This is a genomic window from Robertmurraya sp. DFI.2.37 (genome assembly GCF_029211245.1).
Taxonomy (GTDB): Bacteria; Bacillota; Bacilli; order Bacillales; family Cytobacillaceae; genus Robertmurraya; species Robertmurraya methanolica_A.
The window spans coordinates 46,304-71,629 of sequence record NZ_JARGEJ010000020.1 but is presented as its reverse complement, the minus strand read 5'-3'; the positions used below and the strand labels follow the sequence as shown (position 1 = coordinate 71,629).

At 38.9% G+C, this 25,326-nt stretch carries 23 protein-coding genes and 1 other annotated feature; of the genes, 7 read left to right on the top strand and 16 right to left on the bottom strand.

All coding sequences use genetic code 11. The features are described from left to right. Positions 1-6: 6 nt before the first annotated feature. The 9 genes from PZE06_RS12745 to PZE06_RS12705 all read right to left on the bottom strand — a co-directional run bounded on the left by PZE06_RS12745 (position 7) and on the right by PZE06_RS12705 (position 9,819). The gene (locus PZE06_RS12745) at positions 7-1,575 is read right to left on the bottom strand and encodes an IS1182 family transposase (protein ID WP_275791694.1); all 1,569 of its coding nucleotides are present in this window, start codon (positions 1,573-1,575) and stop codon (positions 7-9) included. 560 nt (positions 1,576-2,135) lie between these two features. Continuing rightward, positions 2,136-2,873 (bottom strand): hypothetical protein, encoded by a 738-nt coding sequence (locus PZE06_RS12740; protein ID WP_150915977.1) that lies wholly within the window; start codon positions 2,871-2,873, stop codon positions 2,136-2,138. 2 nt (positions 2,874-2,875) lie between these two features. Further along, a complete protein-coding gene (locus tag PZE06_RS12735; RefSeq protein WP_225315209.1) occupies positions 2,876-3,613 on the bottom strand; it encodes a hypothetical protein in 738 nt (245 codons plus the stop codon). Positions 3,614-3,807: 194 nt separating this feature from the next. After that, positions 3,808-4,389, bottom strand: coding sequence for a GNAT family N-acetyltransferase (locus PZE06_RS12730; protein WP_150915975.1), 582 nt, complete (start codon positions 4,387-4,389; stop codon positions 3,808-3,810). 110 nt (positions 4,390-4,499) lie between these two features. Continuing rightward, positions 4,500-5,600, bottom strand: a complete 1,101-nt coding sequence (locus PZE06_RS12725) for an ABC transporter permease (RefSeq protein ID WP_150915973.1) — start codon at positions 5,598-5,600, stop codon at positions 4,500-4,502. After that, positions 5,600-6,859: an ABC transporter permease gene (locus tag PZE06_RS12720; RefSeq protein WP_150915971.1), complete on the bottom strand. Its 1,260-nt coding sequence runs from the start codon at positions 6,857-6,859 to the stop codon at positions 5,600-5,602. The genes PZE06_RS12725 and PZE06_RS12720 overlap by 1 nt, the downstream gene beginning before the upstream one ends. Positions 6,860-6,872: 13 nt before the next feature. Next, positions 6,873-7,805 carry an ABC transporter ATP-binding protein gene (locus PZE06_RS12715; protein WP_150915969.1) on the bottom strand — a complete coding sequence of 311 codons (933 nt, stop codon included), beginning with the start codon at positions 7,803-7,805 and terminating at the stop codon, positions 6,873-6,875. 251 nt (positions 7,806-8,056) lie between these two features. Further along, on the bottom strand, positions 8,057-8,689 hold the full coding sequence (locus PZE06_RS12710) for a response regulator (RefSeq protein WP_150915967.1): 633 nt from the start codon (positions 8,687-8,689) through the stop codon (positions 8,057-8,059). Next, positions 8,686-9,819 carry a sensor histidine kinase gene (locus tag PZE06_RS12705; RefSeq protein ID WP_150915965.1) on the bottom strand — a complete coding sequence of 378 codons (1,134 nt, stop codon included), beginning with the start codon at positions 9,817-9,819 and terminating at the stop codon, positions 8,686-8,688. The genes PZE06_RS12710 and PZE06_RS12705 overlap by 4 nt, the downstream gene beginning before the upstream one ends. 190 nt (positions 9,820-10,009) lie before the next feature. On the opposite strand from PZE06_RS12705, the gene PZE06_RS12700 reads away from it, so the two are divergent. Continuing rightward, positions 10,010-10,879, top strand: coding sequence for a Cof-type HAD-IIB family hydrolase (locus tag PZE06_RS12700; RefSeq protein ID WP_150915963.1), 870 nt, complete (start codon positions 10,010-10,012; stop codon positions 10,877-10,879). A 304-nt stretch (positions 10,880-11,183) separates the two neighbouring features. On the opposite strand, the gene PZE06_RS12695 is transcribed toward PZE06_RS12700, so the two are convergent. The 7 genes from PZE06_RS12695 to PZE06_RS12665 form a co-directional block, all read right to left on the bottom strand. Further along, positions 11,184-11,750: a GNAT family N-acetyltransferase gene (locus PZE06_RS12695; protein ID WP_225315208.1), complete on the bottom strand. Its 567-nt coding sequence runs from the start codon at positions 11,748-11,750 to the stop codon at positions 11,184-11,186. A 25-nt stretch (positions 11,751-11,775) separates the two neighbouring features. Beyond that, positions 11,776-12,807 carry a serine hydrolase domain-containing protein gene (locus PZE06_RS12690; protein WP_225315207.1) on the bottom strand — a complete coding sequence of 344 codons (1,032 nt, stop codon included), beginning with the start codon at positions 12,805-12,807 and terminating at the stop codon, positions 11,776-11,778. Next, positions 12,804-13,364 carry a nucleotidyltransferase family protein gene (locus PZE06_RS12685; RefSeq protein WP_150915961.1) on the bottom strand — a complete coding sequence of 187 codons (561 nt, stop codon included), beginning with the start codon at positions 13,362-13,364 and terminating at the stop codon, positions 12,804-12,806. The genes PZE06_RS12690 and PZE06_RS12685 overlap by 4 nt, the downstream gene beginning before the upstream one ends. Positions 13,365-13,518: 154 nt before the next feature. Continuing rightward, positions 13,519-15,204, bottom strand: a complete 1,686-nt coding sequence (argS, locus tag PZE06_RS12680; RefSeq protein WP_150915959.1) for an arginine--tRNA ligase — start codon at positions 15,202-15,204, stop codon at positions 13,519-13,521. 36 nt (positions 15,205-15,240) lie between these two features. Next, positions 15,241-15,465 (bottom strand) — a binding site (T-box leader). A gap of 101 nt (positions 15,466-15,566) precedes the next feature. Further along, positions 15,567-16,124: a flavin reductase family protein gene (locus PZE06_RS12675; protein WP_150915989.1), complete on the bottom strand. Its 558-nt coding sequence runs from the start codon at positions 16,122-16,124 to the stop codon at positions 15,567-15,569. Positions 16,125-16,361: 237 nt separating this feature from the next. Further along, on the bottom strand, positions 16,362-16,853 hold the full coding sequence (locus PZE06_RS12670; protein WP_225315206.1) for a GyrI-like domain-containing protein: 492 nt from the start codon (positions 16,851-16,853) through the stop codon (positions 16,362-16,364). Continuing rightward, entirely contained in the window at positions 16,811-17,203 is a 393-nt protein-coding gene (locus tag PZE06_RS12665) for a MerR family transcriptional regulator (RefSeq protein WP_225315205.1), read from the bottom strand. Before PZE06_RS12665 ends, PZE06_RS12670 begins: the two co-directional genes overlap by 43 nt. 435 nt (positions 17,204-17,638) lie before the next feature. On the opposite strand from PZE06_RS12665, the gene PZE06_RS12660 reads away from it, so the two are divergent. From PZE06_RS12660 to PZE06_RS12635, 6 genes are all read left to right on the top strand, one after another. Beyond that, positions 17,639-18,286 (top strand): bifunctional 4-hydroxy-2-oxoglutarate aldolase/2-dehydro-3-deoxy-phosphogluconate aldolase, encoded by a 648-nt coding sequence (locus PZE06_RS12660; protein WP_150915957.1) that lies wholly within the window; start codon positions 17,639-17,641, stop codon positions 18,284-18,286. Between the two features lie 4 nt (positions 18,287-18,290). Continuing rightward, on the top strand, positions 18,291-19,304 hold the full coding sequence (locus tag PZE06_RS12655; RefSeq protein ID WP_150915955.1) for a sugar kinase: 1,014 nt from the start codon (positions 18,291-18,293) through the stop codon (positions 19,302-19,304). Between the two features lie 211 nt (positions 19,305-19,515). Beyond that, a complete protein-coding gene (gene uxaC, locus PZE06_RS12650) occupies positions 19,516-20,940 on the top strand; it encodes a glucuronate isomerase (protein ID WP_150915953.1) in 1,425 nt (474 codons plus the stop codon). 82 nt (positions 20,941-21,022) lie between these two features. Further along, positions 21,023-22,036, top strand: a complete 1,014-nt coding sequence (locus PZE06_RS12645; RefSeq protein ID WP_150915987.1) for a LacI family DNA-binding transcriptional regulator — start codon at positions 21,023-21,025, stop codon at positions 22,034-22,036. 72 nt (positions 22,037-22,108) lie between these two features. Continuing rightward, the gene (locus PZE06_RS12640; protein ID WP_150915951.1) at positions 22,109-23,566 is read left to right on the top strand and encodes a tagaturonate reductase; all 1,458 of its coding nucleotides are present in this window, start codon (positions 22,109-22,111) and stop codon (positions 23,564-23,566) included. A gap of 24 nt (positions 23,567-23,590) precedes the next feature. Further along, positions 23,591-25,078, top strand: a complete 1,488-nt coding sequence (locus tag PZE06_RS12635) for a UxaA family hydrolase (protein ID WP_150915949.1) — start codon at positions 23,591-23,593, stop codon at positions 25,076-25,078. Positions 25,079-25,326: the final 248 nt, after the last annotated feature.

Below are 25,326 nucleotides of genomic sequence, written 5' to 3'. Positions count from 1 at the left end.
ATTATCTTAGTTAATGGCAGTGAATTTTCTTAAATTCACTGCCATTAACGCGAGCCCCATTTCGTTTTCTACCTTCGATTTTCCTCGTACAGAAAATCGAGTGAAACGCAAATTAGCCTTCAAGAATCCAAAAACTGGTTCCACATCAATTTTGCGTTTTCGATAGATGGCACTCGTTTTCTCTTCTGAAAGCTTCGTTCTCACATATTCTTTTTGCTGTTCCCATTTTTTGTTCACCATGAGTTTTCGATTGTTTCCTTCTTTTGCCTTGGTACATGATGAGCGGAATGGGCATCCTGAACAGTCTTCGCACTCGTAGATGTTGAAACTCCTTTGGAAACCTGTAGCGTCAGTTCGAACAGAATGATATTGAAATTCTAAACATTTCTGATTAGGACATGTATAGGTATCGGTTTCTTGATCATATTCCCAGTTATCAGGATTAAATGTATTTTGTTTGTACTTTTTCTTTTGTTCTTTCAAATACATGTTATAGGTGATCAGTGCTTCTCGGTTTCTGTTTGAAAGGATATCATTAAAATTTTGTTCGCTGCCGTAACCTGCATCTGCCACAATATGCTTCGGTAACTCAAAATAATGTTGCTCAATCTCATCTAAAAATGGAATTAACGTACGTGTATCTGTTGGGTTTGGAAATAAACTATAGGCAAGCGCGTATTGACCTTCCGTTGCGATTTGTACATTGTAACCAGCTTTCAATTGTCCGTTTTTCATATAATCATCTTTCATTCGCATGAAGGTTGCATCAAGGTCTGTTTTCGAATAACTATTACGTGTGCCCAAGATTTCAAAGTCTCGTTGATAGTTCTGTTTCCGTACAAGATAATCAGTCAACTGCTTACGCACTTGCTTTGGATATTTTCGTTCACTTCTTAATACTTTTCTTACTTCTACGCTCGATGATGCTTCTATTTTTTGGTCATATTCAGTAATGACTTCATCTACTTTTTGAACCATTTGATTGAGCTCTTTCAATGATAGTTGTTCATCATTTTCACGTTCAATTTCAGGCATAATTTGGTTCTCAAGTAGCTCATTGTACAACTGGTTTGACTTATCAATTAAACTCTGATGAAATTTTTCAATCGATTTCTTCCAGACAAACGTAAATTTATTCGCATTCGCTTCAATCTTTGTACCATCGATAAATATTGCTTCCTGATCGATTAGCTTTTCTTCAATCAATTGGCAACGAAATTGGACGAAACATTGGCGGATTAAATCTTTCACTTCTGGTTGAACACGGAATCGGTTGATTGTTCGGTAGCTTGGTTCATATCCTTGAGCTAGCCACATCATACGGATACTGTCTTTTAATAGGGCCTCCATTTTACGTCCTGAAAAGACAGATTGAGTGTAGGCACATAGAATAATTTTAAGCATCATGCGTGGATGATAGGCAGGACAACCTTCATTTCGAAGAAATGATTCAAACGCTTCTTGAGGGATACTTTCAACTAAATGATGGACATGGAAGGCAATATCATTATTTTGTAATTTCACTTCTAAATCTAAAGGCAAAACTAATTGATTCATGGTATAATTTTTAAACATAAGGATCCTTCTTTCTGATTTGATTTTGTTGTGGTGACTTTATTTTATCAGAAGTGGTCCTTATTTTTATTCTAAAAATACTCAAAGCCGGTGAAATTTTACTCTCGTAAAATTTCACCGGCTTTTTCATCTTAGAGGTGGGTTTTGTCCCAGCCTCAAAAAGTACGGAGCGCCTTCGGAGCCATTAAAGGTTATTCTAAGCTGTATTCCTTAGTGTTCATCGCCGTACAACCTTAAAGGGTCTGTTTTCCTTCGATAAACGAAACTTCTAAACGAGAACGAAAAACGACAAAAGGTGGTGAGAAGCCCTTCTCGTTACCCTTTGTCATTTTTTTGTTTAGGAATGGTGGGAAAAAGGCTGATTTCCGCTTCGGGTGCTTGCTTTCCGGGGGACGGTGAGCCTCCTCATAGCGGGAAAAGCGGCTCGGTCCTGCCCGCGAAAAAGCGTCCACCCGGAGTGGATACCAACCAACATAATCTATTTATTTCTCCTAAAAGAAAAAAGACCGTAGGCAAACTCGAAATCCTCGAATTTGTCTACGGTCTGCCAGCCTTATAAACTAGGGCTGTTCCAAATTCTCCTCATTCAAAATCAAGACATAATCAATATTTAATTTACCATTAGAAAAGCTATTTCCATTAAGCTCTGTCGGAAAACTAACATTTCCTAGACGATCATAAGCACTCCAACCAAAAAATAGATGCTGATCAGGGAATAGTTGATTAAAAAAAAAGTCCTTTTGCGCTGGTGGAGACACTTTTAAAAACGATTCGGTTACAGTTACCCAATCCTCTGGTAATGGTAATACTCCATACGATTGATCTTGGAGAGAGACATTCGTCTTTAACTGTATTCTAGGATAATAAGTCTCTTTTCCATCTATGACGCGATATCCCCTTTCTCTTATCATAAAGAAATCAATCGTTTGTAAGAAATGATTCGGGTTTATATTCCATACGAAATAATAGGATGATGGCTTCCTACTATTAATCTCCCAAACCATCGGCCCCCCTTTTGTATCAATTCGATCAACACGCCAGTTTCGTTTTTGCCAAACCCAGTAGCTTAAGCCGTAATCTCCTGTTTCCGAAATAAACGGAACAAGTGTATGCCGCTCATCTATTGAAATAGATTCTTGGATCGTCGCAGCGCGTGCTTCGGGGAAAAATTGATTCATTTCCTCGATCAGCTGTTCCTGCGTTGGAAAAGGAGTAGGCTTTGAAAAGAAGAATAAATAAATGAAGAGCAGAACGATTAATGCAATGCCGATTGTTACCCATACAAGCTTCTTTCTCATTTTTATTCCCCCTTCCTTAAGAAGATGGAATCTTTAGAACGAAAATAATACTGTTCTTTCGATGTAGAAATTAACAATCCTTTTCCGTCTTCTTCTAAATAAATAATCGGACTAAGACCACTTCCCCATTTTGACGCAACACCGATCAACTGGTAAGGAAATCGCTCCCTCCTCTTATTCAAATCAGCATTCATATAGGTGTCTTGATGCCACTCTTCACTATAAACAGTATCTTGCTCTAATTGCGACAGTTGTTGTGATAGAGCCTTTTTGTCAAGTTCCTGTTCTTTAGCTGATGGATGAATATGGATAAGCGCTGCCTTCGAGATATTCGCCATGTATGTATCCGGTTTATTGCTAGGGTAAAGTCCAGCATGAATAGGAATCGAAATAAGCGTTGCCAGTAAAAATAGAAGGTTTGCACCAAAGCCTAACCAAGCAAATATACGATACCTCTCCCATCTCTCCTTGTTTCCCTTAAACCAATAAAGTAACCAAACGCCAAGAGGCAATAATGCAAATCTGAACGGTGTTTCAAAAAAGTTCAACTCCAGCGAGAAAGAGAAGAGACCGATGATAACAACCACCATTATTTTCCACATGGGTATGACAAGCGACTTTTTCTTGCGGATTCGGTAAGCAAAATAAACAATGAGAAACCAAGTTAAACTATTAACCATTACTTCCACCACATCTATTTGAAAGTAGAGCCCCATATTCATGACAATCGCCCCCTTCATTGCAAAATCTTCTCCGTAAAAGCTCCTACTTTCTAATCAATCCTACGTAAGTATCCGTCAATGATCATAGCATAAAATCCCAGCATCTGTTTCCAAAATATTGGGAAGCTATATGTTTCATACAAGAAAAACTGCCTTCCCAAAGATTTCTAGAATCTTTAGAAAGCCAGCCTTCTTGTAAAATATAATTCTTTTTAAAGTTTCTTTTCATAACAAACACATTCATGTACTCGATTAAACTTACTCTTCACTCGATCTCTGTCTGCTCCCACATAATGACTAAAGGCATGAATTGGCTTTAGAAATGGGATATCACTGGTAAGAGATGCCTCTGCCTCACCATTTTCTAGATAAACATGTAAATAGGAATCAACTTTGTTAAAACCATTCTTTTCATACCAAGCCTGAACCCATACATCATCTCTTGTCCATGCTTCTAAACGGCTAAGATTTTCAGCTCTTGCCCTTCGCTCTGCCTCTTGGAGCAATCTGCCGCCAACACCAGAACTGCGAAAATCAGGATGGACGGCTATATGCCATATCATCCCACCAATTCCGGTTCCCCTAGAACAAACGCTTCCTTCCTTCGTTTCGTACTCAATATCTAACAATCCAATCAGTTGCCCTTCCTCAACAGCTACTAATTCAATTGCGGGATTTTCATAGGTTTCTTTTTCCTGCAAAACATGGTCATAATAAGCTGTATCCAAAAACGACAGAACTCTGCACCGAACCCAAGCTACTTCATCACTTTGATGGTATTGTCTAATCTCCATTTTTAACTCCTCTCCAGAAAAGCGCGGCTTTATTTTTTGGGGTGGCCCAAAAGTTAAACTTTGCATTGTCTCTCAATTGGGAAGCACAGCTCCATGTCTCCACCATTTAACTACCCTCTTCTCCGCTCCACTAAGTTAATACCAATTCCCATGTAAATGACAAATATCAGCAATAAAATCGCAACAGATAAGGAAATGTCGTTCCAGTTCGCATTATATAAAGTAATATTTAACATCGCATCGGCCGCATGTTTTAACGGGAAAAGGTCGGCAACAAATGATAGAATGGGATTGCTGACTGTCCCTGGCGGCATATATAATCCACTTATAACTGGAATCATTGGGATGAAAGAAGTGAAGACCATATTAAATTTTTCAGGTGTCCTTAGAAAACCGCTTATAAGCATGGCCAAACTGACAATACTTAACGTATAGATTGCAGCAACCATCATGATTAATCTCAAATCGCCCAGCTCAAACTTTAGTACATATTGAAATAATAAAAGGACGACGCTTATTTGAAAGAAGCCAATACAAAAACTATAAAGCAAATGCCCTACATACATATTTGTTTTCGTAACAGGAGAAAGAATCAATCGATTCCATATCCCATTGACTTTATCTTCATTAATTCCATTTACTTTGAAACCGATCGTAAACATGGCGGCAAAAAGTGTGAAAACAAACAGTAATTGCGTGCCCATATCATGCTTTGGGATTTCCCCACCACTAATGGATTTCACTTCAACTTGTAGAGGTGGATTCTCTAAATAACTCGCAACAACCTTCCTAATTTTTGTCGTATCCTCCTCCCCAACCACCGCTTGAAGCTGAGCTTCTTCTGAAAATATGGTATGGACCTCTTGCTCAACGAACGGAACAATTGAATGGTTTGAAGCTGTAATGATACGATAATCATTCTCCATCAATTTGATCGCTACATTACTTTTTCCAGATGCCACATCTTCAAGTGCTCCTTCCTCCTCTGCAAGGACAAAATTTAAAGCTTCACTTTCTCTCAACAAATGAATCCATTTTTCTTCTATTTCTTTCCCATTAGGCTCGGTGCTAAATACAGGCACGGTTGGCGGTTTTCCAAATGTACTATTTCCAAATATAAGGGTTGCTAATATACTCACAACCATAAATGCAATGATTGTAACCGGCTTTCGAACATCTTTTTTTAATTGTGCTTTAAATACCGCAAGCATTATAGACTCTCCCTCCTTGGAAACAGTACCAGACTAACAGCTAAAACCATTGAAAAGAACAACACAAGGACTAACAGTGGCATCAAAAGATTAGAATAGATTCCATTTTGAATCCAATCACTCAGTACCGTTTGTATTAATCCGTTCGGCGTCCAATCACCCATTTTCTGAAATACCAACGGAAGACCTTCAAGAGGGAAAAAACTTCCGCCAATCAGTCCCATTAACATAATAATTAAGGTGAAAATTCCGTTGGCTGCATTAAGATTCTGCAGTCTTAAAGTAATCGTAGTAAACAATGCGGACAAACCGGATACTGTTAAAACAAAAACTGAAATGATTAGCACAAATCCGCTCCAAAATCGAATGGAGTGATCTGGAAAAATATTAAGGGAAAACTGGGTAACCATGAATGTAAGCATTATTTGAAACCAACAGAAGCAAAAAGTGGATGCCATTTTTCCCATTAAAAACGCGAAAGGGCTGCTGTTTGATAAAACAATGCGGTTAAATACCCGTTCTCTCTTTTCAGTGACCGTTTTCATCGCCACTGTCTGAGCAATGAACAACGAAAAAAGTGTCGCCACCGCAATCGTAAAGTATTGTGTCATTGTATATGCTTCGGAACCTTCAATTCTTTCCACTCCACCAATTGGGAGAACAGGTTCGCGCCCGCTTGATTCGTTTGTATTTTCAAGGGCAAACTGAAAATTAAGGCTGTTCACAAATTGATTGATCATCTCCTGCAGGGTTTGGACTTCTGTCGAGTACTCCTCTGCATGAATGGCAATCAGCGCTCCCACATCATCCCCAAGTATCCCTGTCCTCAATACATCAAGCGTAAAACGAGACGGAATTCTCATATAGGCGTCAAGCTTCCCTGCTTCAACTTGACTAACTGCTTCTTCCATAGATAACTCCCGCACATCAAGCCAATCTTTAAACTCTGGACGATGAAGCATATGGTAAAGAACCGTTCCAGGCTCATGAATTGCTGCCTGCTGAAGCAGTTCATCCTTCTCTTCTTCCATCAGCTCCATTTCTTCAACCAATGCTTCAAACTCTTGCATACCTGAAATGGGATCGTCCTCCTGAACGATTCCTAACCTTATATTTACTGAATGATCATCACTAGCAAATAATCCGGCGTAAGCAAAGTTAAGTACAACAATAAGAACAATCGGAAGGAATAAAGATAATAAAAATCCTTTGCGATCGCGCCAAAATACGATTAAGTCTTTTTTGAAAAATGACCACATTTCCATTCCCCTCCTAGTCTCTTAATGATTTTCCCGTTAAGTGCAAAAATACATCTTCAAGACTAGGAATCTCCATTTGAAAGTGGATGATTTCTACCCCTTCCTTTTCAGCTCCATGAACTAGAGCACTTAAAAGATGACTCCTCTTTTTGGCAATAATCCGTAAACCATTCTCCGTTTCATCCACCTGTCGAACATCCTTTATTAATCTAACGGCATCCATTAGTTTTTCACTTCCCTTGCTGAGTTGAACATGGAAAGTATCATCGTTTGAAAGAATGCTTAATAGCTCTGATTTACTACCTGAAGCAACAATACTGCCGTGATCCATAATATAGACACGATCGCATAATTGCTCAACTTCTTCCATATAATGACTCGTGTAAAGGATTGACGTTCCATACTGTTCATTTAATTTCCTGACCGTCTCAAGAATGTGATTTCTTGACTGGGGATCAATCCCTACGGTCGGCTCATCAAGAATTAAAATTTTCGGTTGATGGAGCAATGCAGCGGCAATATTAATTCTTCTTTTCATCCCGCCAGAAAAAGTTTTGATTAGTTCCTTCTGCCGATGTTTCAGACCGACCATTTCCAATACTTCCTGAATGCGACTCTCAAGCTCACCTTTATCGATTTTATAGATTTCGCCAAAGAAATTTAGATTTTCATAAGCAGACAATTCTTCATATAGAGCAATCTCTTGGGGGACAACACCGAGCACCTTGCGGATTTCAGCAGGGTTTTTAATAATGCTAATTCCATTAAACAGCACATCCCCTGATGTTGGTTTCAACAAGGATGAAATCATCGAGATGGTCGTCGACTTCCCCGCCCCATTCGGCCCTAAAAGCCCGATTGATTCACCTTTATTGACATATAAATTTACTTCATCAACTGCCTTTTTATCTTTAAACGTCTTGCTCAAATTTATCGTTTCAAGCATCCTAATCCCTCCTTCATCAAACTATTACCTAGCTAGCTCTATCTAAGAGTAAAAAAAAAGAAACAGTCTTACTACTGTCTCTAGTCACTTCTCTCCAGCAAAACCATGACTTTCATCATTTTATTTTTAAGCAAGCTCTTTTTCTCCTATCTTTTTTCATGGAATCAAAGGACTTTTTTGCATAACTACAAGGCGTGTACAGCTAAGGTTTCACGCGAAATGAGCCAAAGAGCACTTCAACAACCATATGTTTAAACAAGATTATGACGGATGGCGTAAATTGCCAGTTGTGTCCGATCCCTTAGCTCAAGTTTGTTCAAAATTTGACTTGTATTATTTTTTACTGTACCTACTGAGATTGCAAGTCGTTCAGCAATTTCCCCATTGCTAAGCCCTTCCCCAATGCAAGTCAAAATATCTCTTTCACGTGGCGTTAAAGACGGGTCCGCCTCCTTCTGTTCCTCACGTTTGAGAAGAAGTGGCATCACTTTTGCTGCGACGCGATCTTCAATGGAAAGCCCGCCAGCTAACGCACTACGGATCGAGCGTAACAAAGATTCCGTATCCCCCGATTTGAGAATATAACCACTTACACCGATTTTCAACGCCTCTAATACATATTGATTATCATCAAATGTCGTAAGCATCAAAATTTTGATATGTGGCCAACGGGCTTGAATCACTTTCGCTGCTTCAATTCCGTCCATAACAGGCATTCTAATATCAAGAATGACAATATCAAAGGCCTGTTTTTCACATCGTTGTACTGCCTCTTTTCCATTATCCGCTTCACCTGCAACCACCAATTCACCATCAGACTCAATCATCATTTTTAGGCCTTGCCTAACCATAATCTGGTCCTCAACTAATAAGATCCGAATCATTCTACTCCTCCGTATCCAATTTTTAAATAACCATTTACGATAAACTTCTCTCTCGTCATATATGTATCTAAAGCACCACCAAATTTTTGTAACCTTCTACGCATCTCAGTGAGGCCAAAGCCTTCCTCAAAATGAGTATGTTCTGTCACTGGATTGCTTACTTCAAAGCGAAAAATCCCACCACCTGGGGCCTCAAATGAAATTTCTGCTTCCTGCGCCTGACTATGCTTCATCACATTTGTCAACGCTTCCTGAACGGAACGGTAAATAATAAACGACTGTTCACCCGTTAGCGGAGCTGTAAAAGCACCATGTTTAACAGAAAAGTGAATTCGCAAAAAGCTTTCCGTCTCAAGCTTGCGTATTAATCGTAGAATTCCTGGTAATCCGCCTGCTTCATTCTCCTTTAATGATTTCACCGCTCTTCTCGTTTCTTCTAAACTTTCATGTGCCAGTTCTTTCAGAAATTGAACCTGATTTCGATCCTGTTCCGCAGCTTTGAGGCGAAATGCTTCTAATTGAATCATCAATGCCGAAAGCTTATGTCCAACAGAGTCATGAATCTCATGAGCGATTAACATCCGTTCTTCTTGTCTTGTTGCTTCCTCCTCTGAGAGAACGCGTCGCTTTACATCTCGATATTCATTAAGAAGCGCTTCATACCTCGCCTCCAAATCTTGATTATGTTCAAATGTCTTTTTAAAAACAGTCATCCCGATCAGGACAACGATGAAATAGACAGCTATAAAAACTTGTATTGCTGGTACAAGCTCAGCTTGGAAAGCAGTTAAGCTTAAACCAATTGCACTAATGATTGCTAATAACAAACTTAACATAAATTTCAGACGATAAAATCCTTCTCCCATTAATAAGGTAAGTATTAAAACGATATAGGGATTAAAATCACCATCTTGTTCAGGAAAAAAAGTAATTATGGCGACAAGCGCCTGCAATAACAACAAGACACAGACTATTTTTGGTCTCTTCAATAACAGTGGTATAATAAAAAAGAAAAGAAAATATAAAGCCGCTCCGATTAATCTTCCTGCGATTATCTCTTCATTCACATACCAAAGTCCCAATAGCCAAACCGATAAATTAAGCAAGAGCCAAAGCCAATATGACCGCAAAACATTCCCTCCTCTCCCTTCATATAATTGAAACGCATTTGACCGTTTTCTTTAGAACTTATTGTAAATGACTCACTCCCAAAAATGAAGGCAGACTCAAAAAATTCGCTGTTCATTCATGGTATAATCAGTTTAATGATAATTTTAGAACAAAACTGCTGACTCATTTTACATAAGGGAGAGAACATACATGAAGTTAATTGCTCTTGATATGGACGGTACGACCTTAAATTCTCATAAAGAACTGAGCATAGAAAATATTGAGGCGATCAAAAAAGCCCAGCAGCAAGGGCATATCGTTATGATCTTGTCTGGTCGTCCATTCATATTGATTCATGAACAGCTCACCAAGCATTGTCTAGATTGTCCTATTGGTGGTAATAACGGGACAGAGTTATATACTGAGGGGAAATTACTGGAGCTTACTTCTCTAACCTCTGAGCAAAGTCATCAGATTGCCCGCGCCATTGAGGACGAGAGAATGCCTTATAAAATGGGGACTAATAAAGGGACTTTCGTCCACAAAGACTGGTTTAAACGTTTTGAGCAAGTTTTAGCGTCTGGACGTGTTCCTGCCGAATACGATAAGCATAAGGATTACAAGATGTTTACTGCCTCCCCGACCGTTTATGGGCAAGGATTTTTTCAGCAGTTTGCAGATATTGTCCATGGAGATTACACCGTGCAAAAATTCCTTATTTTAGCACTCGATCCCCAACAGAAGCAGCGTTTACAAATTAAATTGCAGTCTATCGAAGGGATATTTGTTACTTCTTCTTCTCCATTCAATTTGGAAATTACCCATATTAACGGCAATAAAGGCAATGGTCTCAAGAGGATGGCAAGCCATTTTCGGATCCCGCTCGAAAATACAATAGCTATTGGGGATGAACGAAATGACCTGCCCATGTTTCGTGCGGCAGGGTTATCTATTGCAATGGGAAATGCTGATGAAGAAGTGAAGAAGCATAGTGACCTTGTTACCTTAACGAATGACGAGAACGGGGTTGCTTATGCCATTGAACATTATATTTTAAAAGAATCCTATAAAAGCACATGAGCACATTACAACCAATCATGAAAAAGAGGCCTTGCATTCGCTCAGCGTCTTTTTCATAAAGCTTTGTAATATGTCAGTGTTGATCGCTCTCATTCCGTCAAACTTGCAGGAGCAGACGAGATTTCTCCTACTGTTTCATGGAATGAGAAACCTTTCAATTATACTAAAAAGGTGCGGACAACCAAGGTCTTACACGAAATGAGCCATAAAAGGTTACTCAACCATTATGTTTAACAAAATCTTGACTAAAACTATTTTTTACATGGCCATCTCCTGTTCATTTCCTTAACACATACCAGATGTCCTAACGGTGTTCATTTTTTACATCGGTTTTCAATAACGAATATATGTACAGATTATCAAATTTCCCCCTAGTAAACTCATAATCTCGCAATAGCCCTTCTCGAGTAAAGCCGAGTTTCTCAACCAGCCTTTGTGACGGAAGATTAGGAGGTTCAATTAAGGCTTCTATTCGATGCAGCGACATATATTCCATCCCATATTGGATGATGGCTTCAATCGCTTCTCTTGCTATCCCTTGGCCCCAATACACTCTACTAAGCTCAAAGCCAATTTCCGTTCGATAATGCTGTGAAACTTTGTTATGAAATCCACAGCTCCCAATCACTTCTCCTTGTTCTTTCAAAGTTATTCCCCAGCGAATTCCTTTTTTTTGATTGAAAAGTGATTGATACCATGAAATTTCGTCTACAGCATCTTCTATCGTCTTAAACGGCTCTAATCCATAATATTTCATGACCTCTTCATCTGAAAGATAGTTAAAAATTTGCTGAGCATCTTCATTCGTCACTTCCCTTAAAACTAATCTTTCCGTCTCCAGTATTGGAAATATCTCCATTGCACTATCCATCCTTGACGCTCCTCACTTCTCTTATTTATGCTTGCAAACACTTCATGACAGTATCCCCAAAACTCCTAATATTCGATAAATACGCAAAATCAGGCGTTGAGCCGAAACGATTATACATACGAACTGCTACTGTCTCATCTTTAGGGATAACAAGAACAGCAACATTTGTATAACCTAAAATTTGATAGGAACCTTTAGGTACACGCTCTCCAATTTCAGTTTTCTCCACAGCTCTATCTTTCACAAACCACAAAAAGCCGTTTTGAGGGTAGTTGCCCTTTAAGGCGGGACTTTGAAGTGCTGTCGCCAATTGGAATATTTCTTTGGCTATGACCTGCTCTCCGCCTATTACTCCCTGTTTTAAATGAACATATCCCCAATAGGCAAGTTCTCTAGTTGATACGTACATATTCATCTGAGAACCATCTGTTTCTTTTTCGGTTGACCAAAATCGGTCATCCTCATCTCTTATCACTTCTACTAATTTCTCCTTCTGCTCAGCGTACCAACCCGTTTCTTTAAAACCTAAGGGCTGAAAAACCTCATCTTCAAGAATTTGAGCCACTGTCCTTCCTGTTGTCTTCTTCACGATCTCAGTTAGTAAATGAATATTTATCCCGCGATAAGCCCAATTCTCACCAGACTTGAATTCCTGAATCACTTTTCCTTCTTTGACATTCAAACCATGAGAATGAGTAAGCAAATGGCGAATCGTCACTACATCATTATGGACAGACAAATATTTTGAGAGTGGGTCATCAATCGAATCGATATAACGATAGTGGACAGCATAAGCGACGGCAAATCCAATATAGCTTTTTCGAACGGAGGCCACATGAAATTGCGAGTCTTTTTGAATCCTTCTTGCATTATCTCTATTTGCATGCTTGCCCCAATACGCTTCAGAAACAATTTTATCTTTATGAATGATAAACATACTCGAGCCTGAGCAATCAAGAGCTTGAGCTGTATCCTTCACATTGGTGACCGCCTCAGCAAATTTCCCGTCAAGTCTTTTTTCTAAGTTTATTTTTCGTTCCTTTACCTGCTCTTTCATAGATAATTCACCTTAACCTTATGCCAAATAGCTGGCCAATTTTTCGTTCTAACTCTTTTTTCATAGAGAAAGTATTTTTCATTCATAAAATCCGGGGTAGGATTAACCTCCAGCTGAATAACATCACGAACTCCATGGGGAGCAATCAATACGACATTGTTTTCTTCATCAAGCTTCACTCCTAAAGCTGTCACTGTTTCAGGAAACCTTGAAATAGCATCAATCGTCGATAAATACGGTTGATTACGACTTTTCAAATGCATCCTTGCTTGATTTTTTACAGACCAAGGGACATCAGGTTTGGTCATTTTCAACCTTTGTTCCAATTCCTTTTCATAAGACTCTTCCATATTGGCTGGATCGTAATAAACGACGTCCACATCCGATAACGGCGTTCTTCGACTAAACCCATGAAGAACATCCCATATTTTTGCACGGACAAAACCAGCACAGATCCACCAGTCTGGCAAATTCAACCCTTTCGCTATTTGTAAAACCTCGATCATCCATTGATCATTTTCAATCATTGTGATTATATCCTTTTCATTTTTGAGCATTTTACGAACCCCTTAAAATTTCTCAAGCCACCATCGGAATACAGTCTCTAAGACTTTTCCTTATTAGCTTTTTACAACCAAATTAATTGTCTCCTCCTACAGTACAATTCTTTAGTCAATCGTGAAAATCCTTCCAGACAAAAAAATGAATGAATCACATTTCCTCAGGCGCTGCCATTCCAAGTAATCTTAACCCTTCTTTGAGAACGATCTTGACTGAATATACAAGCGATAGTCTCGCCAGTTTTTGTTCAGAATTATCTAGTATACGAACGGCGGCATAGTATTTATTAAATGCTTTTGAAAGATCAAGTAAAAATTTTGCTATTTGTGACGGGTCATACTGTTCATAAGAGCGTTTAATGACATCTGGAAATGACATTAACGCCGTTATGATCGGCCAAGCCTCTTTGTCTTCGATCATTCGTTCCTTGCCTTCTTGATAATTTCCTTTTCTCAACAGTGATGCTGCACGGGCATGCGTGTATTGTACATATGGCCCCGTCTCTCCTTCAAACCGAAGCATATCTTCTAAAGAGAATTCAATATCGTTAAGGCGGAAATTTTTCAGATCGTGAAAAATGATCGCCCCGACTCCAACTTGATGGGCCACTTCCTCTTTAGCCACTAAGTTCGGATTCTTTTTCAAAATATCCTTCCGAGCGAGTTGAATCGCTTCCTCAAGCACCTCTTCTAATAACACAACTTTCCCTTTTCGCGTCGACATTTTCTTACCGTCTTTCAAAATCATGCCAAACGGGACATGTGCCATTCCCTCATACCACGGAAAGCCCATTTTCTTTAGCACCGCGAATAATTGCTTAAAATGGAGAGACTGCTCGTGACCTACAACATATAAGGACTTGGTGAAGCGATAGTTTTCCTTGCGGTAGAGAGCTGCCGCTAGATCGCGGGTCGCATAAAGAGTCGTCCCATCCTTTTTCGTAATTAGACACGGCGGCAACTCTTCCGTGCTTAGCTGAACAACCATCGCTCCTTGTGATTCTTCTAAAAGCCTCCTGTCCTCAATCATTTGCACGACTAGCTCCATCTTGTCATTGTAAAATGCTTCTCCATGATAGGAATCAAAGTGAATTCCTAGTAATTCATATATTTTTGAGAACTCCTTTAATGATTCCTCTCTGAACCATTTCCATAAATGACGTGCTTCTTCATCCCCATTCTCTAACCTTTTGAACCACGCTCTTCCCTCATCATTTAGTTCAGGAGTTTTTTCGGCTTCTTCATGAAATTTCACATATAGCGTCAATAGCTCTTTAATCGGGGCTTCCTTCACTTTCTTCTCATCGCCCCACATTTTATAGGCGACGATTAACTTGCCAAACTGTGTCCCCCAATCACCCAAATGATTAATTCGGATCGGAGAATAACCATATTTTTCAGCAATTAACGCTAATGAATGTCCAATAACAGTCGAGCGTAAATGCCCCATGGAAAACGGCTTAGCAATATTAGGTGAGGAAAAATCAATTGTAATCACTTCGTTCTTTCCTAAATCGAGTTTCCCATATTGTTCTTTCTGCAATAGAACTTCCTTCACAACCTTACTTGAAACATCCTTTCGATTTAAAAAGACATTTACATATCCTCCAACTGCTTCCACCTTTTCGAAAATAGGTGAATTTATCTTTTCTACGATGGCAAGTGCAATATCGTTCGGAGACCTACGATATATTTTTGCTAATTCAAAGCAAGGAAAGGCCATATCGCCCTGCTGTTCAAACTTCGGTTTCTCAATCATTTTCACGATTTGCTTTTGTTCCAATTGACCATTCAAAGCTGGATATAAACATTCAACGAAATCATGTTTAAAGTTCATTTTATTCCCTCCATAAAAAAACTCCCGCCTCTTTAAAAAAGAGACGAGAGTATTATAATCCCGTGGTACCACTCTAATTGTTTTTAGAAATCTAAAAACCACTTCCACTTGATAACGGGGCTGTCCCCGTCCTTTCCCTACTTTTACGTTCAGGAAGGAATCTCCAAAGTGCGCTTCATCATTTGCTCCGCATTAGGCTTCCACCATCCCTAACTCGCTCTTACTTTCACAAATAACTACTCTCTTTGTCATCGACCATTTATAAGTATTGTTACTATTATATCCATTCTTTTCGAATTTTCAATATCATTTTTCAAATCCGGCCTTTAAATCATTCCTTTTCAGCTTGACTTCCCCTTACTTCAATTAAATGTATGGATTTTTTCAGGCGCTTTATCATCTAAAATTCGATATGTGGATCGGCCAATATGAATCGGGATCGCAAGCTTAGCTAAGTTAGGTAGTCCGTCATCTAAAAACAATTCTTTATCTTGATAACGTTGCACGATCTCTCCAACTATCCATTCCTGATCGGCAATCGTTGTGATACTTTTCACTTCACATTCATAGGCAAAATAGGCATCCGTCAAAACCGGAATATCTGCTTTTAAACCGTTCTCGTAGGGGATATTAAATGTTTGAAATTTATCAATTTCTGAGCCGCTGCACGTACCAACCGCTTGGATAAACTCAGAACAATTTGCTGGTAAAAAATGAACACCAAACACGCCACTTTTCTCAATCATATGGTACGTATATGCTTTTTTTTGCAATGAAATTCCATACATACCTGGATTCGATCCGATATAGGTATGCCAGCCAGAAGCCATGACGTTCTGTTTCCCATTATATCGAGCTGTAACTACAGCAATCATGCCCGGATAGGAATACCAAATAGGTTCTTGTATTGGGGTTCTCATCTTCAAAAATCTCTCCTTTTTTAAGCTCTCGTTTATTTTGTTTATCAACCTTAGTTTAATAAGGTTTGTGCGCGTTGTTACCTAAAACATCTCATTACAATAGCCATTTCTCATCCTTCCTTTCATCTCAGCATACACTTCTATGTAACGCATTTTAAACCCTATAGTAGCTATAGGGTCAAGTGCTGTAATTTGAAAAAAATACACTTTATGTGTAAAGATAAAGCAGGAAAATAATTATCTTATTTTTATCCTGATTTCTGTAATAAAGCAGTCTTCTCTTATGGCGCTATAATTGATCGGAATCGAAACCTCGTACATTTTCCCCTCTGTTTCGAGATCATTAGCTTTTATATATTGATAGAGCTTTTGGTAATGGCTAATGTATTGTTGAAGAGACCAGTCAAAAGCAGCACACACATATTCTCCGGAAGGTATCAGATCAAATTCAAGCCCGGTCTCTTTTTCACTTAGTTCAATATGGTCATGAGGAATAGATGTATAAAAGAAATCATAGTAAATCTGATTAATATTTTGATAATCCTTCATCTCATATATGTATCCGCATTGATTATCAATCAATGAACATCTCTCTTCTAGTTTGTCGGCTAATTGACGAATATGGAAATACGGCGCATCATTAGGGCTAGAATTGGAGGTATCAATTTTTAACACCTTTTGCTCGTCTATATAACGTGTGTAAATACCTTCTTCCTGCTTTTTTGGCAAATCTCAATCTGCTCAGCTAATTGAAGCTTCCTCCTTTCAAGCAACTGTTCTGCTTGAACAAGCCTTGCCTTTTCTTCTTGTATAGCTTTTTCTTGTTTTTTAAGGGAGTGAAGCATATTTTCAGGAGTATCTACTAAAATCTTTTTTATTTCTTCCAATGGTGTTTGGATATATTTTAATGACTTTATAATGTCTAGATAAAAAAATTGTCTAATGTGATAGAATCTATATCCATTGTTAACATCGACATGCTCCGGTTTGAATATCCCTAATCGGTCATAGTAACGAAGAGTCTGAACGGATATATTGTTTAATTTAGCTGTTTCACCAATCGAATAATATTCTTTCAAACTTTTTCCCCCCAACAGCAATCAGAAACTGATTTAATTCCCACTTCCTATGGCATTTCCATAACAACCCTGATACAATACAAAATTTACCAATCCAGGTCGTAAAAGTTAAAAATTCACTAGAACTTGAAGTTTGTTAGACTTTGGTTACTTGCGCTAGACACAGTCATAAAAAGTTTTCCGCACTAATCAAAATGGAATGTCCTAGATAGCTATAGAAAACCCGAGCGGATACACTATTCCCTTGCTTTCTCACCACTGTTCAAAGATTGTTCGGATTTACTAAGCCATTCCTATTGTAATCGACATTACAATATTTTAACATTAATACTGCAATGACCATGTTTGTAGCTAGGGCAGAATACTATTTGTCTAATCATTTCTGTCCACAAAAATGTTAACGTGTGCATTAATGTTATGGGAAGGAGTGAGAGAATGAAAAAATTAGCAACGCTAACGAAGTTAATGAATTGCGGTGTTGTAGCCGTTGTTAGGGCCGACTCAAAGGAGGAAGCATTCAACATCTCTGAAGCATGTGTGAAAGGTGGGATCTATGGGATTGAAGTGACTTTCACCGTTCAGGATGCGGACCTTGTGATTAAGGAACTTGTCTCTATTTATAAAAATAACAACAAGGTCATTATCGGTGCCGGTACCGTTCTTGATGCGACATCTGCGAGAATTGCCATCTTAGCGGGGGCCGAATATATTGTAAGTCCAAGTTTTGATGAAGAAACAGCAAAACTGTGTAATCTTTATCAAGTCCCCTATATGCCCGGCTGTATGACCATTACAGAAATGAAAGAAGCGCTGAAAGCAGGAGTCGACATTGTAAAGCTTTTCCCTGGTAACGCCTATGGTCCAGATTTTGTGAAAGCCATTAAAGCACCTCTTCCACAAATCAATTTGATGCCAACCGGAGGAGTAAGTCTTGAAAATATTGAGAAATGGATCCAAAACGGGTGTGTAGCGGTAGGTGTAGGAGGAAATTTGGTAGCACCTGCAAAAACCGGAGAGTATGAAAAAATAACTGAGCTTGCACGCGCTTATGTAAAAAAGGTTCAAGCTGCCAGAGGTGTGTAACAACATGAAAAAGATTATTACATTTGGGGAGCTTCTTCTTCGATTTTCGACAAACATTGGAGAGCGCTTGTTCCAAACAGATCAAATTTATAGCCATTTTGGTGGAGCGGAAGCCAATGTAGCTATATCGTTAGCAAAATTTGGACATAAAGTTTATTTTGTTAGCAAGGTACCGAAAAACCCCCTTGGCTATGCTGCAGAAAAACATTTGAAAACAAACGGCGTCCATACAGAGTATTTACGAACAGGTGGAGACAGACTAGGAACCTATTATGTTGAATCAGGAGTGGGACCTAGAAGTGCTCAAGTGGTCTATGACAGGAAATATTCAAGTATTTCACAGCTCGCCTTAAGAGACGTGGATTTCGAAATGATTTTTTCTGGTGCTGCTCTTTACCATGTTAGTGGCATTACTCCTGCGTTATCACCGAGCTTGAAAGAAACTGTACTTTACTCGTTGCAAAAAGCAAAGCAATTTGGTGTGACCACAAGCTTTGATTTTAATTATCGGGCGACGTTATGGAGTCAGCAGGAAGCAGCCATAGCATTCCAAACCTTCCTGCCATATGTAGATATTTGCTCATGTGGCGAATTGGATGCCCGGTATTTGTTAGGAATTGAACCGACTGGTGATACATTGGAGAAACGCGAACAGCTTGCCTATTATTATCAGCAAATTCAACTAATGTATCCAAATATCCAATGGCTTTATTGTACATTTCGTGACGTGATCTCAGCCTCAACCAATATCCTTCAAGGAAATATTTATACAAACGGAACCCTTTATCAATCGAAAATGCATCCAATTGACCAAATGGTTGACCGCGTCGGTGGCGGAGATGCGTTCGCCGCAGGGATTCTTCATGGAATTATGAGGGAGTGGGCACCAGAAGAGATCGCCGCTTTTGCAACAGCTGCATCCGTATTAAAGCATACGATACGCGGGGATTACAGCAATTTTACCGAGAGTGAAATTCGAGATTTCATTCATACGACTCCTGGGAAAATTGTCCGGTAAGATTTCGCTTCTATTGTGAAAGCCTGTAAGTATTTTTCGTGAAAATGATTGCCAATCATATAGTAACAAGTTAAAATAAAGTTGAAAATGTTCACGTTAACATTATTGAAAAAACAACTTTGTTAACGTGAACGAAATAAGGAGGACTGAAATAGGCTAACATCCCCCCCTATTTCCCAAGTCAATCAAATATTAGAAAGACGGTGCTATTATGAAGAATTTCATGGATAACCATTTTCTGTTAAACAATGAAACAGCCATTCGGCTATATCATGATTATGCAAAAGAGATGCCAATTATTGATTATCACTGCCATTTAAGCCCAAAGGAGATTTACGAAGACAAAACGTTTAAAAATATTACCGAGATTTGGTTATACGGGGATCATTATAAGTGGCGCGCTATGAGAAGCAATGGCATTGAGGAAAGATATATTACCGGGGGTGCTACGGACTACGAAAAATTCCTTGCCTGGGCAAAAACTGTTCCAATGACGATCGGCAACCCGTTATATAACTGGACACACCTAGAACTACAAAGATTTTTTGGCATCGATGAATTATTGAACGAAGAAAGCGCACCACGAATTTGGGAAAAAGTAAATGCACTGCTGAATAGTCCCGGTTACAGTGCGCGCGATTTCATAAAAAAGGCAAATGTTCAGGTCGTTTGTACAACCGATGATCCGGTAGATGCATTGCAATATCATTTGCGCATCCAGGAAGATCATGATTTTGATGTTAAAGTCCTGCCAAGTTTCCGGCCTGATAAAGGGCTAGAGATTACTCGCGAAGGCTTCCGACCATGGGTACAGAGGCTTGAAGAAGTTTCCCATATAGAGATTAGCTCCTACGACGCTTTTTTACATGCAATTGAGGCCCGAGCTCGCTTTTTCCATTCTGTAGGTGGGCGCATTTCTGACCATGCGATTGATTCGATGGTGTTTGCAGAAGCAACAAAGGAAGAAGTAGCAATCATTTTTGAAAAGGCTTTAAAAGGGCAAAAAATTTCGATTGAAGAGGAGAAAAAATATAAAACCTATACGCTCAAATTTTTAGGTGGATTATACGCTGAATTAGGCTGGACGATGCAGTTCCATATTAACGCGTTGAGAAATAATAACAGGAAAATGTTTGACATTCTTGGTCCGGATACAGGCTATGATTCGATTAATGATGACCAAATTGCAAAACCTCTAACCCATTTATTGGATGCTATCGAACAGGAGAGCGGACTGCCTAAAACGATTATTTATTCATTAAATGCAAAAGACAATGATGTCATTGCAACCATTATCGGCAGCTTCCAAAGTGGCGGAATTCCAGGCAAAATTCAATTTGGAACAGCCTGGTGGTTTAATGATAATAAAACCGGAATGTTGGAGCAAATGCAGTCACTGGCCAATTTGGGGCTGTTCACTCGATTTATTGGGATGCTGACAGACTCTAGAAGCTTTCTTTCTTACACTCGACATGAATATTTCAGAAGACTCGTTTGTGCATTAATAGCCGAATGGGTTGAAAATGGCGAGGTGCCAAATGATATCGAATTTTTAGGAAAAATCGTTCAAGGAATTTCCTATAATAATGCAAAGGAATACTTTCAATTTACTCAAGGAGCAATGTCAGCCAAATAGGTTAAATTTGTAGGGGGCTATTAATTTCTAGTTTTTTTGATATGATGAATGGTAGGAGCGAATTTTGAAAAGGATGGAATCAATGGTTACCATTAAAGACATTGCAAAGCTAGCAAATGTTTCCCATACAACTGTATCGAGGGCACTGAATGACAGCCCTCTCATTAAACCAGGAACTAAAAAGAAAATACTGGAAATAGCTTCTCAACTCAATTATACACCAAATTATAATGCAAAAAGTCTTGTCATGCAGAAGTCCTACACAATCGGACTTTTCCTGACAAGTATTACAAACGGAACCTCTTCCAGTTTTTTTGTCGAAACGGTAAAGGGCGTCAATTCTGTCATTGATCAACACTATAATTTGTATGTCAGAGGCATCGAAAACCTTGGCGACTATACGATGATTAATCATCGACGTTTCGATGGGATTATTTTAATGAGCCAAAGTGACATCGATGATGATTTCCTTGCTTACTTAAAAGAAAAAAAGATACCTTGTGTCGTTTTAGGAAGAGATATTGGCGACTCCTCGCTTACCAATATTTTATCGAACGATCGGGAGGGTGCAGCACAAATCGTCCATCATTTAATCGAAAATGGCCACCGTGACATTGCCATCGTTGAAGGGATTAAAGGATTTAAATCCACGATAAAACGTAGAGAAGGCTATTTAAAGGCACTCCATGACCATAATATTCCGCTTAAGAATGAATACATTGTTCAAGGAAATTATGATATGGAAAGTGGTTATCAAGCGTTAGAAAAGTTACTTAAGTTGGATCATCCCCCGACAGCCATTTTTTGTTCAAACGATGATATGGCCATTGGTGCACTGAATGCTGCATTTGCAAATGGTTTAAGCGTTCCCGATGATATTTCGATCGTCGGTTTTGATGACATTGAGTTTGCACGTTACACCAATCCATCTCTTACAACCGTAAAACGACCGATTGAAAAAATTAGTTCATTGGGAGCACAAAAACTTTTAGAGATGCTAGAAACAGAAGAAGAGGCAGAAATGTCCGGTGAAAAAATTTACGTTGAAACAGAACTTATCATTAGACGATCGGTTTCTTCTTTAAAATCTTCTTAATCATTACTAGTCATATGGCTAGTAATACTTTTAACGAAAATTGTTAACGTGTGCATAAAAGGAGGAAAACGTATGGAAAAGTTATCGAGAGAATTATTAAAAGAAAACCATCATTATCCAGAAAAAATTCTGCAATTTGGCGAAGGAAATTTTTTACGGGCATTTGTTGATTGGCAAATTGACGTGCTGAATAAAAACACTGATTTTAATGGCAGTGTCGTCATCGTTCAACCGCTTGGCCAAGGCTTAGTTGAAAAATTAAATGACCAGAATGGGTTATACACGCTTTATTTACAGGGTGTAAAAAATGGAAAAGCAGTCAAGGAGCATACAGTCATCAGCGCGGTTAATAGAGGGTTAAATCTTTATACACAATATGAAGAATTTACGAAACTTGCTGAAAACCCAGAGCTGCGCTTTATTTTTTCCAATACGACAGAGGCTGGAATTGCCTTCAATGAGAACGATCGACTGGAGGATCGCCCACAAAGCAGCTTTCCTGCCAAACTAACAGCATTCCTATATTACCGGTATCAAGCGTTTCACGGTGATAACGATAAAGGCTTCATTATTATCCCATGTGAATTGATTGATCGGAACGGAGAAAAATTGAAAAAGATAGTCCTTCAATATGCTGCCCTTTGGAAGCTTGAAGATCAGTTCGTAAACTGGATCAAAGAGGCAAACACATTTTGTTGCAGCCTTGTCGATCGCATTGTGCCTGGATATCCACGTGACAACATTGATGAAATCACACAGGAACTTGGCTATAAAGATGATCTAGTTGTCGTTGGAGAACAGTTCCATTTATGGGTTATTGAAGGACCACAATGGATTCGTGACGAATTCCCGGCCCATAAAGCTGGTTTAAATACATTATTTGTCGATGATATGACACCTTACCGAACACGAAAGGTTCGCATATTAAACGGGGCCCATACTGCACTGACACCTGTTTCTTACCTCTATGGATTGAATACAGTAGCAGAATCGGTCGAGCATGAGGTCATTGGTCAATTTGTAAAAGAACTGATTTATGATGAGATCATTCCGACATTGGACCTTTCACTTGAAGAACTGCAATCTTTTGCCCATGCAGTTTTAGAGCGATTCCAAAATCCTTTTATTCAACATTTCCTATTAAGTATTTCTCTTAACTCCATGTCTAAGTTTAAAACAAGAGATTTGCCATCGCTGCTAGAATATTACAATCGTAAGCAGAAATTGCCTCAAAAGCTAGTATTCTCTCTTGCTGCTCTAATTTCTTTTTATAAAGGAAAACGTGAAGAAGAAGAGATCAAGCTTGCCGATGACCCTGACATCTTAGCCTTATTTAAGGAGCAATGGAGCAAATATGATTCCTCCATTGAAAGTATTCATGCCATTGTAACGAATGTATTAGCTTACGAACAAAACTGGGAGATGGATTTAAACGAAGTACCAGGTTTAACAACCGCTGTGACCAACTACCTTTATGAAATTGAAATTCACGGTATGAAGCAAGCCATTCAGACCGTTCTAGGAAAATAAACAGCTAATTAAGGGGGACTAACAATGTTGGATATCATTCAACTCAACGAATCGGATAATGTCGTTGTTGCATTAAAAGATTTACAAGCTGGCCAAACTATCGCTGTTAAAGGAAAAGAAGTAGTGCTTAAAGAAGACATCAAAAGGGGGCATAAGGTAGCGATCAAGAATATTCCAATCAATGAAAATGTCGTAAAATATGGCTATCCGATCGGTCATGCTACTATAAATATTGCGATCGGAGAACATGTTCATACACAAAATACGAAAACGAATTTAGATGGGATCAAAGAGTATCAGTTTAAACAAAAGCTAACTTCCAACCCATATAAGCAACAAAATTTAACCTTTAAAGGATATAGACGTGTCAACGGCGACGTCGGTATTCGTAATGAACTCTGGATTGTCCCAACGGTGGGCTGTGTGAATGGGGTAGCCGAACGTATGATTAAGCTCTTTGAAAAAGAGGTAGGCGATATCAGCCCATTTGAAAATATTCTAGTACTAAAACATAATTTTGGTTGCTCCCAATTAGGAGATGATCATGAAAACACAAGGAAAATTTTAAAGGATGCCGTTTTACATCCTAATGCCGGCGGTGTCTTAGTTTTAGGACTAGGGTGCGAGAATAATAATCTATATGAATTCAAAGAAAGTTTAGGCGAATTCGATGAAAACCGTGTTAAATTTCTTGTCTCTCAAGAAGTAACGGACGAAATTGAAGCTGGCGTACAATTATTAAAAGAAATTTATGAGAATGCTAAAGGTGATAAACGAGAATCAGTACCATTATCAGAATTAAAGGTTGGGTTAAAATGTGGTGGTTCTGATGGGTTTTCTGGCATCACCGCAAATCCACTCTTAGGGAGATTCTCCGATTTCCTTGTCGCTCAAGGTGGCACAACAGTCCTAACAGAGGTGCCTGAAATGTTCGGTGCGGAGACGATTTTAATGGAACGCGCGGCAGACAGAAAAGTATTTGAAAAAACTGTAGGGTTAATTAATGAGTTCAAGGAATATTTTATTGAAAATAAACAACCAGTCTATGAAAATCCTTCTCCCGGGAATAAAGATGGCGGGATTACGACATTAGAGGATAAGTCACTAGGATGTACACAAAAAGCAGGAACCTCGACTGTAGTGGATGTTCTCAAATATGGCGATCGCTTAACTCGGAAAGGATTAAACCTATTGAGTGCTCCAGGTAACGACTTAGTCGCCTCTTCTGCTTTAGCTTCGGCAGGTTGTCAATTAGTATTATTTACGACTGGGCGTGGAACGCCATTTGGAGCTTTTGTACCAACGATGAAAATATCAACCAATACCCCTCTTTTCGAGGCAAAACCACATTGGATTGACTATAATGCCGGCATCCTATTAGAACAGGAACCGGATAGTGTTCTAGAGGATTTCACAAAGTATATTATTAAAGTTGCAAGTGGAGAACTCGTAAACAACGAGAAAAATGATTTCCGTGAAATCGCGATATTTAAAACTGGCGTTACCCTCTAAAAGGGCATGGACAACTAGTAGCACAGGCCAAAGACAGGTCTGTGCTACTTTTTTTCAAAAAAAAGGAACGAGAAGTAAGATCATGCGCAGTAGAAAGACAGCAATGAAAAGGGCAAGTGAAGAAAAGCGATTCTTTTTTCTTCACTTGCCTTTTTAAAACAATGGGCATCAGCATTGATGCTCAAAGCTTACAGGAATCAATGGATTAATCCCCGCAATTTTATTTCTGTAAGTAAGTAGTAAACGCG